Raw genomic sequence first — 11,858 nt, forward strand, 5'->3', positions numbered from 1 at the left:
TTTTATGAATAACTATTTCATCGTACCTGGACTTGGAAATTCAGGACCAGACCATTGGCAAACTTTCTTTGAAAAGTCGGGAGATAATTTTACACGAATAGAGCAACAAGGTTGGGATGCCCCGAATTGTCACGAGTGGATAAAAAATATTGATGACGTTGTAAGTAAATACGACCTATCAACAGTAATCCTTATCGGGCATAGCTTAGGCTGTATAACTATTGCACATTGGGCGAAACAGTCTGGCAAGAAAATAAAAGGAGCTTTGCTTGTTGCACCAAGTGATATCGAATCTCCATTCTATACATTTACGTCAAGTGGATTTACTCCTATATCTTTGGAGAAAATCAACTTTAACACCATTGTTGTTGCAAGCACCAACGACCCTTGGGTATCAATGAAAAGAGTAGAGCTTTTTACCAAAAGTTGGGGTAGCACACTTATTAATATAGGAGATGCGGGACACATCAATGCTGCATCGGGTTACGGAGAGTGGCAAGAAGGATTGGAGATTCTAAAAAAGCTTGGTTAAGTAAATACCCTCAACTTAATTTTTCAGTACTTCTATTTTACTATAAAGCCTAATTTCTGCAATATCGCTTTATCTTCTGCATTATCTACCTTTTCAACTGTATAACTTAAGTATTCTCGACGGAGAGGATAGTTACCTCGTAGTGAACTAAAATCAGGAGGATTACTTACTAACCGCCCATGATCTTCCATCGGATTGTAGGTCATCAGAATAGCTTGCTCTAGCTTATTACCACTTAAAGTACTCCAATCTATAATTGGGTTTTCAACCTGAGGTATTACAATCTTCTTGATAGGCTCTTTTGATAAAGACCAAAATTCGGCAATAGCTTCTAAAGACATTCGGGTTGCATTGCCTTTTCCATCAGCAGAATAACCTGCTATATGAGGTGTTGCAATATCTACGAGCTTCATATACTCTAGATCGATGTTGGGTTCTTTTTCCCAACAATCAATAATAGTTCCTGAGATTTGTTTTTCGATTAAAGCCTTTTTTATAGCAGATGTATCAATAATACCGCCACGAGCAGCATTTACTATAATAGGATTCTTTGCTAAACTATCAAAGAAATTATCATTTGCTAAATGATGGGTTGCATATTTTCCTTCACGGATGAGAGGTGTATGAAATGTAATTATATCTGCCTCTCTTTTGATAGTAGCAAGACTTACAAATTCATTTCCTCCCTCTGATTCCTCACGAGGAGGATCATTTTTTAATACGCGCATCCCCAGAGCCTCGCATACTAAAGCAACTTTCTTCCCAACATTGCCAACTCCTACTATTCCTATTGTTTTACCTTTCAATAAGAAACCGTTTTGCTGAGCTATAACGATCAAAGCCGAAGCAATATATTGTTCAACAGAGCCTGAGTTACATCCCGGAGCATTTGTCCACTTGATACCATGTGCATCACAATAGTCTGTATCAATATGATCATAACCTATGGTAGCTGTACAAATAAGCTTCACTTTAGAGCCTTCTAACAACTCCTTGCCAAAATGTGTAACCGTACGTACAATCAGAGCATCTACGTCTTTAATAGCTTCTTTAGAGAAGTCTGCTCCTGCCAAATAAGTTACTTCACCATATGCTTCTGCCACTCCTTTTAAGAAAGGTATATTTTTGTCTGCTACTATTTTCATTTTTCAAATTAAGGTCTTATACCTTTTTATTACTGTGGATAATATAATAACCAAGATTCGTTATTATTCAAACTCTTCAATAATTATTTACAATATGTATTGAACAAGTCTTTGACCGAAACTACATCACTAGCTTTACCATCAAAAACTAAACTCCCTTTATTTAAGACCAAGTAACGGCAAGCAATGTTCGACACATCATCAAATCGGTGTGATGAATATAAAACAACTTTTGATTTACCTAGCTCAACGATGAGCTCCATCATATTGGCTTGTTGATTAGGATCTAATCCATTAGAAGGTTCATCTAAGATAAGAATATCAGGATTATGAATAAGAGCCTGAGCCAGCCCTACCCGCTGCTTGTTACCGTTGGATAAGGAATGTATCTTTTTTCTATATTCCGATTCAATACTCACAACTTGTATCATCTCATCCACTCGTTGCTTTACCTCAGTCTTTGGCAAATAAATATGCGCTGCGTACTCAAGGTATTCTTTTACATACATATCTTCATACAGAGGATTGTATTCGGGAAGATAACCAATGCCTCGCTTTATTTTTCGGGGATTCTCTTGTATATCTTCACCATTGATAGAGACCTGCCCTTTAGTTGCAGAGATTACTCCTGCAATAATATTCATGGTTGTGCTTTTCCCAGCACCATTGGGTCCTAAGAAAGCAGTTATTTCTCCTTTGTTTAAAGTAAAGCTTACATCACGAAGAACTTCATGACTGCCATAGCTTTTTGATATATTACAAACCTCTATCACAACTAGTAATTATTTAGTGCTTTCTGTTGTTTCCTTTGCGGGGCGTTTTCTTCGTTTCTTAAATGCTTGGAAAAGCTCTTTTATCCTCTTTGCCTCTTTGGTATAAACAAGACCTATACCTTGTGTGGTAGCAGCTTGTCTGTAAAGTCTCTCATTAGTCTGATTAAACACTTTTACCTTTATGTTCCGGGTAAGAGCATATGCAATATCAAAGTCACCTATAAATGAATTATCAGCTGTCGACTGGTCTGTTCTATAACCAAGGTTACTATTAAATTCGAGCTTATCTTCCATAAACTTACGCGATAAACTTACCGTCATATCTACATCCGAGAATGACCCATCGTTTGAAGATATGTTAGCCCCGATAGCCCATTTATCTCCTAAAGCATTTCCAAGTAAGGCATTTAAACCACTCGAAAGAGCACTTGATGCTATACTGGTAACTAAACCATCAGCCATACTTCCGCTAACAGAAGACCCATTCTGACTATGGAATGAACCTGTAGCTACTAGAAATGCAAATTGAATAACTTTCTGCTCATTAGTAGCAATTAAACTCCTTACTCGCTGCTTTTGCTCATCACTAGCATTAGGTAAAGTTATATCGTATGAGAGATCCATCTTATCCATATTTCCCTTAATCATCAACTCGGCATCAACATCTACCCTTGGCGAATTACTCTGATCGGTATCAAAGCTTGGATCTAATGTTGTAAGATCTGCTCTTACTCTTCTATAAGCAGTTATATCGAAGTTTGTTTTCAAAGGGTCACCGTTAAACACAAGTTTACTTCCCTCTCTGATTTTGAACTCTAGTGTCTTTATATTCTGTAATCTAAGCCGTACAAAACCATCAGATACCATATAATCTCCAAAAGCATTCATGGCTTCGGACTGCATATCATATGAAAAATTAATCAGTCCCGATCCTTTCACTTGCATAGCATCTCCCGTTACTGGATTGATTATAACACCCATTTGAAAATCGGGAGTTACCGTCAAATTAACAGACAAACGGAGAGGTAACGGTTTTGGAATCTCGGCTACAATTTGCTGTACAGCGGATTGCTCCGGCACATTAATATAAACTATACTTTCGAAAACTGATGCTTGCGATGTTTGAGGAATCTGTACATTCAGACTTGAGTTTCGCCCATTTGTGATCTTCATTTTCATATCTATCAGATCATCCGATCCTTTGACATTAACCGTTCCACTCGCAAATACTTTTCCATAGAACAAACTATCTGTTCTATTGGCAGTATTTAAGACTAACAGGTTATTGAGTTTCATGTCTAAGGTATATCGCATATCCTCAAAATTCTTATGCGTCATCAAAGCATTTACAGTTGCTTTGTTTTTATAGCTATCTTCAACAATCAGATTATCAAAACCTATCTTGTTTGGTTCTATCTCTATAGTATCCGAAATATGATATGTTACATTAGTATAATCAATCCCCAGATAGGCATCATTCACCCCTAACCAGCCATGTACAAGAGGAGCAGTAAGACGCCCCGTAACATTCAATCCCGTACTAATGCTACCCGAAGCTCGATTCAACATATCAGGAACAAAAGGTTGTATCCAAGCAATATCCAATCGATCTAAGTTTAGTTTCAGATCTAACGAGTCTTGAGTGGGATATACCCAACCCGAGAACTCGCTTTGTGAACCAACTTTCTCTAATTTAGCTTGAAGACCAATTGCACCCACCTCCTCACTCCAATGACTCTTTACAGACAAATCGCCAAGGGTATCATTAAATATGATAATATTTGACAAAGTGAGGTTATTTGTATAAAGCTCTGGAGTACTTAGCGCATTCATTATTTTTATATTGCCATCGGCTATTGCACTTACATTACCTATATCAAATGCCTGAAATATATCACCCAGATGTGCATTAAAGAACGACACGTTCAGCGTATCTGTTTCTTGATCTGAGACAACGCCATCCACACCAAAGAATCGGCTCAACATCCTGTTGTTCCCAACAGTAAAACCAAAATTAGAAATTGTGGTTCTTGTTCCTTCATTCGTTATTTCGGCTGGCATAAGAGTCATTTTGAGCTTACCCACATTCAGATCAGTAGGAGACAAACGCACGTAAGAGATCATTTCTCCACTTTCGGATGTCCTTAGGTTTGCCAAAGCTTTTATACTTCCATCTATATTAATACTTCCACTATCAGTTTTAGCTGTTAAAAATGCATTTATCGAATCCGATTCTATATCAGTATTTAATACAAACTTGACTTTTTCCGAACCATTATACAGAACCGTATTACCGTGTAAATTCATCAAGGTGTCGGTATTTGCAATATCTATCCGCGTATTCAGAATACTCAATGCCCCAAATTCAACGAGAGGCATATCTGCCGTAGCTTTAAATTTGTTTTCTTTGGTATTTATCAAGCCACTTATAATCATTGGCTTTATTATATTCGCAGGGAGATCGAAAGTCTCTGTCAGATTTTCAGTATTATCTAAAGCCAAACTAAAGTTGAAATCGTTCTGCATACTTCTTTGCCGCTTATATTTTGGCTGAGGAAATATTCCCGGTAAGTATTGATTCATTATAATTGCAATTTCATCCGACAATGTCATAAAATTGTACTCACCTTCAATGCTTGCATTCAATAAAGATGTGCTCAGTTTTATATATTTCTTCGACTCATCTGTCATTCCGGCTTTAAGCTCTATTCTACCCGGTATAAAAGATAAGCTATCACGCGAGAACACAAAATCCTCAACAACTACATCTCCTTGAATCTTAGCAGGATCCAGTCCTATAATATTGCCTTTCAGATGAAACGACAGCAAAGGGTTTTTCCATTGTAGGCTATCTATAAATCGATCGACTTGAAGTTTTTCAACGCTCATGTCAACATCAATTGTAGGAATCTTGGCCTGTGTCATATCAGCTTTAGCCTCAAACTTACCAGCAGGAAGATCTGCCTTAATCCAAGCTCCCATTTTCGCCGAATTATAATAGGCTGTAAATGGAATGTCGTTATAATTTTGCTTATGATATTGAAGACCATTAACCTGTCCTTTTACATCGGCACTCAAAGGTTGTCTGGTACTTTGTGATGCATTCAGATTAAGATTCATAGATAAGCGTCCAAATTCGGGATCTGCTAACAATGAGCCCAAATTGAAATTCTGCGTTTGTAGTCTTGCTCTGACATTGTAATTCTGGAAAGTGGTATCTACTGATCCAGTGGCTAGCATCTGTATAGCCCCTTGTTTAGCCCACGCTTCTGCTTTTATATTAAGATTGCTTAGTTTTCCTTGGAGATTTCCGTTAAGCCTTATATTTCCAAGAGTTTTCAGCATGTCAGGTGCTACGAAAGTAGAATCGCCGAGTTTAGCAAAATCAACTATCGCATCAGGAGTAATCAAAAAGCTGGTTATATCGAGACTTAAATCAGCCAAATCGTATCGTTCGTAATTTGATATAGAACCGTTTGCTTTTATATTCGTTTCGTCCCCATAATTCAAAAGCAGATTCTCAATATTTACCAATGGTAGTTTTCCTTTTATAGAAGTCTCCAATAGAATATCATGTTGAAGATATTTAAGACTAGTCATAAAAGGGACTAAATCCAAAGGAGATAGCTTGGATTGCTCTGTTACAAGAGCGACATCATTAGTCGACAAATTATAATGTGCGGAAGGAATTTTAAGCACCGAATTAGGAAGACTCAATGAAGCATCTGCCAAATAATAAGTTGTTTTATCGGAAGTAAGATGTGCCTTTAATTCTTTAATCTCCAAACCGGTTTGCTCTTTTAGAGCCAACGATACCAATGTGATATTAAGATTCTCTGGATCTATGGAGGGTAGTTTCAAATTAGCATTCAGATCCGAGATGCTTATATGTGACGAATTGAATACACCAGGTGTGATTGTATCCGAAAGAATATCATACTTAAGTTTCGCATTCTTAAGGGTAACATCCACAATATCTATTATTAAACTTCTCTTTGTTGTATCAACAGGGGTAGTATCACTACTCGAAAATGCATCTATTATAAATTGAAAGTTGAAATCAGACTGAGAAGTTTGCTGAGACAAGTTAGCCGTAACATCTTCCAACTCGATTTCGTTAATTAATAATTTGTTCCTTAATAAAGACCAAGGGCTTATATGCACATCCAAGTTTCCGGCATAAATAAGGGTATCCTTTGCCTGATCTTCTACATATACACCTTTAAGGTTTACATGATTGAAAAGTCTTAAACTAACCCCATCTATTCGAACCTCCGTTTTTAAAATTGTTCGTAGCTCTCCCAGAGCAAAGTCAACCAATTTACGCTGAACGGCAGGTATAGATAAGACACCGTATAAGATTATAATTAACGCAATAAAACTTAGTATTATATAAGTCAAAACCTTAAACGCTTTCTTTATATAATTCTTTTTCCGAAGAGGTTTATTTGTTTCTGTCTCTTTGTGTTCCTTATCCATATTTTAAGGTCTTAAACCTATTTTTTCCTTTGTCGAATACTATCCCCAAAGTTTGTTAAGGTCTCAGACCCATTCAATTACTTTGGTTAGTATAAGTACAATTGATAGTTGTGACTAATAACGCTGTAAATACTTACAGCCGAATAATACCGTAAAACAATTTTATTTCAATTGAGCAGCCCACTCATCTTCCTTAAACCCGATAAGCACAAAATCATCACCAATAACAAGAGGGCGTTTTACAACCATCCCGTTAGTTGCTAATATTTTGATTAGTTCTTCTTTAGATTCCGTTTTGACTTTTTCTTTCAGATTTTGTTCTTTATAAACATTTCCCGAAGTGTTGAAAAACTTAGCAACAGGTAGTTTACTCCGATCTATCCAACTGGTCAATTCTTCTACAGTGGGATTATTTTCTACTATATGTCTGCTTTCTATATCTATATTATTTTCTTTGAGCCATTTTGAGGCTTTCTGGCAGGTACTACATTTGGGATATTGTAGGAATAAGATTTTTTTCATCTCTTTAGATCTTTAAATTTATTGTCAAATCCAATATTCTCTTTATGGCTTTCAATTGTCCGACAAGCAGAGCTAAAGCCTTAAAGATAACACAATCACACAAAGTTAAATTTTCTTTCTTATTTTCCTTTAAATAGAGGCTAATAAGTATAAGGAAAATTGATCTTTGAGGTATAAAATGTATCAAAAAGACAGATGAACTTAAATCACTATATCTGGTGATTGTTCCATTCTCTTTATTTGACTACTTTTACTAACGCTTTTAACAATCATATTGTTTTGAAGGTCTAAGACCTTTTTATTGCTTTAGCTAGTATTATAGCCTAGAATCTTTACAATGACAAATGTCTAGTAAAGATTTAACTTTACATAAAGATCAAAGAAACTGTCGAATGAAATACGATGCAATTATAATTGGTGCGGGACTTACCGGACTTAGTACTGCTTTTTATCTGAAAAAAAAAGGACTCAATATTCTTATCCTCGAAAAAGAAAAGCGTGTGGGAGGAGCTATCCGTTCGCATAACGAAAACGGATTTGTATTTGAAGAAGGACCTAACACAGGAGTAATAGGCAACCCTGAAATTGCTGAACTTTTTGAGCTATTGGGCATACAACCCGAGACAGCCAATAGTGATGCCGAGAAACGTTTGATCTTAAAAAATAATACTTGGCATCCGTTACCCTCTGGTGCAATTAGCTTTCTGAAAACCCCTTTATTTTCATTCTCAGACAAAATAAAAATAGCTTTTGAGCCCTTCCGAAAGAAAGGCACTGATCCTGAAGAATCGGTTGCATCACTTGCTTCCAGACGAATTGGTCGGTCTTTTGTAGATTATGCAGTTAACCCCTTCATATCAGGAATATATGCAGGAGACCCTACTAAGTTGGTTACAAAATATGCTTTACCTAAACTCTATAATTTGGAGCAAAAATATGGAAGTTTCATTGGTGGATCCTATAAAAAGAGTAAAGAAGTAAAGACCGATAGGGATAAAAAAGCCTCTCGAAAAGTATTCTCCGGACAAGGTGGTTTTAGCTCACTTGTAGAAAAGCTGGTTGAGAAAATTGGAGAGGAAAACATTATTTGCTCTGCTGAAAAAATACAAATAATACCAAATGGAAATCAATACGAAGTTAGTTTCGTCAAAGAGGGAAATCCAATATCTTTAACTACAAACAAAGCCATATCAACAGTCGGAGCTCATGCCCTACCCCAGATATTACCTTTTGTAGACAAAGCCGATATGCAAAACATTTCAACTCTTACTTATGCCAGAGTTATACAAGTGGCAGTAGGTGTAGATAAAGAAGCCATCGACAATAAATACATTTCATTTGGAGGATTGATCCCTGAAAAAGAAAAACAAAGAATATTGGGAGTCTTATTCCCCTCTTTTTGTTTTGAGAATCGTGCCCCTGAAGGATACGCCACATTGGCAATCTATATGGGAGGCATCAGAAACCCCGAAATATTCGATTTAGATGATTCAAATATAGAACAAATCGTAAAAGAGGATTTAGATAGTTTATTTAAAATTCCTACTTCTGCTATTCAATTCATAAAGATATTCCGTCATCCTCATGCTATCCCTCAGTATGAAAAATCGAGTGGCAAAAGATTCGAAACCGTTGAAAAAATAGAGGCGCAGTATCCCGGTTTAGTCATAGCAGGTAATCTACGGAATGGTATTGGTATAGCCGACAGGGTAAAACAAGCTTATGATATTACCGAAAATATACTCTAATCACTTCCAACTATTTTTGAATATGCAACTTACCTCAACAATAAATTAGGCATATACGCTTAAAAAAAGTTTCACTGAAACATATTTTCATTTTTTCGATATATCTTTGTCGCCAAAATAAGAAAAATGAAAGTAATAAACTTGTCTGAACAAAACTCGATTCTAAATCGTTTTGTCAGCGAAATTCGAGATGTAAACATCCAACAAGACAGTATGCGTTTTCGCCGCAACCTAGAGCGTATCGGAGAAATCATTGCTTACGAAATAAGTAAAAACCTGTCTTATGAGACTCTAGAGGTACAAACCCCTCTGGGTAGTGCTCCGGCTAATTTATATCAAGATAAAATTGTATTGGGTACAATTTTACGTGCCGGACTAGGTTTTCATCACGGATTCCTTAATTATTTCGATAATGCAGAAAACTCTTTCGTTTCGGCATATCGTAAATATCGCGAAAATCACGAAAGCTTTCATGTTAGCATAGAATATATTGCTTCTCCTCGTTTGGATGGTAAGGTGCTTATACTTACCGATCCGATGCTTGCAACAGGTGGAAGCATGGAACTATCATATCATGCACTTCTTACTAAAGGTTCGCCTAAACATGTACATATAGCAACAGTTATTGCCAGCCAAGAGGCAATTGATTATTGCAAAGAAAAATTTCCGGATGCAACTACAACTATTTGGGCAGCCGATATCGATCCGTTGCTTAACGAGCAGGCATACATCGTTCCAGGATTGGGAGATGCAGGAGATTTAGCTTACGGTCAGAAAGATTAAACTATCAAAAGAAAAATCACTTTCCATCTTTACTACAATTAAGGTCTCCAGACCTATTTGTTATCAATTATATATACGTAAACTCTAAAAATGGGTATAGAAAAAGGAATATTCAAGCGAACTGAACTCTTATTGGGTGATACGCTTATGGATAAAATAGCTTCGCAACGAATTATCATATTCGGTGTAGGAGGCGTTGGCAGTTGGTGTGCCGAAAGCTTGGTACGCTCAGGCATTAGAAATATAACTATTGTTGATTCTGATCGTGTTTGTATTACCAATATAAACAGACAACTCCTTGCTACTACCAAAACAGTAGGTCAGGTAAAAGTGGATGTTTTAAAAGAGCGTTTACTAGAGATAAATCCAAAAGCCGAGATTAATGCTCTTCAACAAATATACAGCCCTGAAACTTCAGAATCGTTCCATCTTGAGGAGTATGATTATATCATTGATGCAATAGATAGTCTCACCAATAAAATGGACTTGATCCGTACTGCTACAAAAACCAAAGCGGTACTATTATCATCAATGGGGGCTGCTCTGAAAATGGATCCTACTAAAATAAAGGTAGCTGAGTTTTGGCAAGTAAAAGGATGTCCTTTGGCAGCAGCTCTACGCCGTAAATTCAAAAAAAGCGAAAAGCCATCTCGTAAATTCCTTTGCGTATATAGCGAAGAGGTTTTGGAGAACAGAGGTGCAAACGAATCTTGCGGAACAGAGAAATGTTTATGCCCAAAATCAAAGATGGCTCCGGGAAATCCCGATTTAGCTAACCACGAATGGTGCAGTACCAAAGCTCAAATAAATGGAACTTTAGCACATGCTACTGCCATATTCGGATTTACTTTGGCAGGATTAGTTATACAAAATATTTGTAAAGAGGAGAAAGTGCCTGCCTGATATAAAACGTCAGCATAATACTTAGATATAGAGAAAACCCCAGTGGACATCAATCCACCGGGGTTTTATTTCGTATAATATTAAATAGTGTATTTATAGAGCGGCCTTAAAAGAGAACCACTTCCACCAACTATTCTTTTTTTCTTTTACCGGAGTATTGCCATGCATAATCTCGTGATACACAGTATCACTCACAACCTTTGCGTCAGACGTGAGATTCTGTCCTAGCGTCAATAAAGAGGGTAAGCCTAACAACGAGGTTAAGCCAGAAGGAACATACCCTAAATAGAAGTTTCGCTCCGCATGCATCTGCCCTAACAGACCCGTTACTGTATATTCTTTAGTGATTATCTTTCTTCCTAAATATATAGCGGAAACATACGCAATATTGAGCAGTATCTGTTCTACACAAGCCTTATCAACACCTAGCGTTTGAGCCAATAGAGAAACAAACTCCATTCGTTTTCCTCCGAAAGCTCCATTCTCCCAAGCTATTATAGCATTTACTGTCTTGGAATTAGTTTGGTCTTCTATTGAAAATATTTTTATTTCTTCATTATCATCGAAAGGAGATGCAAAACTAACCAGCATATCTTCCGATACAGAATTATCACCTCTTGATAGAAGAGCTCCAAATATACCAGCAACAATAGAATCAGACAAACTCGTCAGGACAGCTTCATCTATCATAAATTGACGAGACGAGTCGGCTATAAATTCCGGCGTGATAATTTGTCTTATTTCTTTGAATAAAAGTTCCATAAATATCTCTTTGAGTTTACCAAGCACAATGTTATGAAATATTATCATGTAATTCTCATCTTCATTTGTGAATAATGCATTTATTTTCTCAATTTGTGTTCAAGTGACACATTTGTCATTTCACATATAAAACCAATTATATCAATTAGATATCTAACATTACATTAAAAAACAAACAAAAATAAAACTTAAATAAATCTAATCTTTTTCT

Annotated in this window: 9 protein-coding genes; 4 read left to right on the forward strand and 5 right to left on the reverse strand. The window is 36.5% G+C overall.

Annotation, left to right across the window (positions count from 1 at the left end):
* Nucleotides 1-4: 4 nt before the first annotated feature.
* Nucleotides 5-532, forward strand: coding sequence for an RBBP9/YdeN family alpha/beta hydrolase (locus HGC4_RS00300; RefSeq protein WP_050708116.1), 528 nt, complete (start codon nt 5-7; stop codon nt 530-532).
* A 32-nt stretch (nt 533-564) separates the two neighbouring features.
* On the opposite strand, the gene pdxB is transcribed toward HGC4_RS00300, so the two are convergent.
* The 4 genes from pdxB to HGC4_RS00320 all read right to left on the reverse strand — a co-directional run bounded on the left by pdxB (nt 565) and on the right by HGC4_RS00320 (nt 7,451).
* On the reverse strand, nt 565-1,677 hold the full coding sequence (gene pdxB, locus HGC4_RS00305) for a 4-phosphoerythronate dehydrogenase PdxB (RefSeq protein WP_050708117.1): 1,113 nt from the start codon (nt 1,675-1,677) through the stop codon (nt 565-567).
* Between the two features lie 83 nt (nt 1,678-1,760).
* On the reverse strand, nt 1,761-2,450 hold the full coding sequence (locus HGC4_RS00310) for an ABC transporter ATP-binding protein (RefSeq protein ID WP_050708118.1): 690 nt from the start codon (nt 2,448-2,450) through the stop codon (nt 1,761-1,763).
* A gap of 9 nt (nt 2,451-2,459) precedes the next feature.
* A complete protein-coding gene (locus HGC4_RS00315) occupies nt 2,460-6,929 on the reverse strand; it encodes a translocation/assembly module TamB domain-containing protein (RefSeq protein ID WP_050708119.1) in 4,470 nt (1,489 codons plus the stop codon).
* A gap of 162 nt (nt 6,930-7,091) precedes the next feature.
* Entirely contained in the window at nt 7,092-7,451 is a 360-nt protein-coding gene (locus tag HGC4_RS00320) for an arsenate reductase family protein (RefSeq protein WP_050708120.1), read from the reverse strand.
* A gap of 392 nt (nt 7,452-7,843) precedes the next feature.
* Here HGC4_RS00320 and hemG point away from each other — a divergent pair, with 392 nt between their 5' ends.
* The 3 genes from hemG to HGC4_RS00335 all read left to right on the forward strand — a co-directional run bounded on the left by hemG (nt 7,844) and on the right by HGC4_RS00335 (nt 10,885).
* The gene (hemG, locus tag HGC4_RS00325; protein WP_050708121.1) at nt 7,844-9,199 is read left to right on the forward strand and encodes a protoporphyrinogen oxidase; all 1,356 of its coding nucleotides are present in this window, start codon (nt 7,844-7,846) and stop codon (nt 9,197-9,199) included.
* A gap of 126 nt (nt 9,200-9,325) precedes the next feature.
* Nucleotides 9,326-9,982 carry a uracil phosphoribosyltransferase gene (upp, locus tag HGC4_RS00330; protein WP_050708122.1) on the forward strand — a complete coding sequence of 219 codons (657 nt, stop codon included), beginning with the start codon at nt 9,326-9,328 and terminating at the stop codon, nt 9,980-9,982.
* 90 nt (nt 9,983-10,072) lie between these two features.
* The gene (locus HGC4_RS00335) at nt 10,073-10,885 is read left to right on the forward strand and encodes a tRNA threonylcarbamoyladenosine dehydratase (RefSeq protein ID WP_050708123.1); all 813 of its coding nucleotides are present in this window, start codon (nt 10,073-10,075) and stop codon (nt 10,883-10,885) included.
* Between the two features lie 93 nt (nt 10,886-10,978).
* Here HGC4_RS00335 and HGC4_RS00340 read toward each other — a convergent pair whose 3' ends face one another.
* Nucleotides 10,979-11,647, reverse strand: coding sequence for a hypothetical protein (locus tag HGC4_RS00340; protein WP_157258038.1), 669 nt, complete (start codon nt 11,645-11,647; stop codon nt 10,979-10,981).
* Nucleotides 11,648-11,858 lie beyond the last annotated feature (211 nt).

This window comes from Dysgonomonas sp. HGC4, assembly GCF_001261715.1.
In the GTDB taxonomy this organism is placed as follows: domain Bacteria; phylum Bacteroidota; class Bacteroidia; order Bacteroidales; family Dysgonomonadaceae; genus Dysgonomonas_A.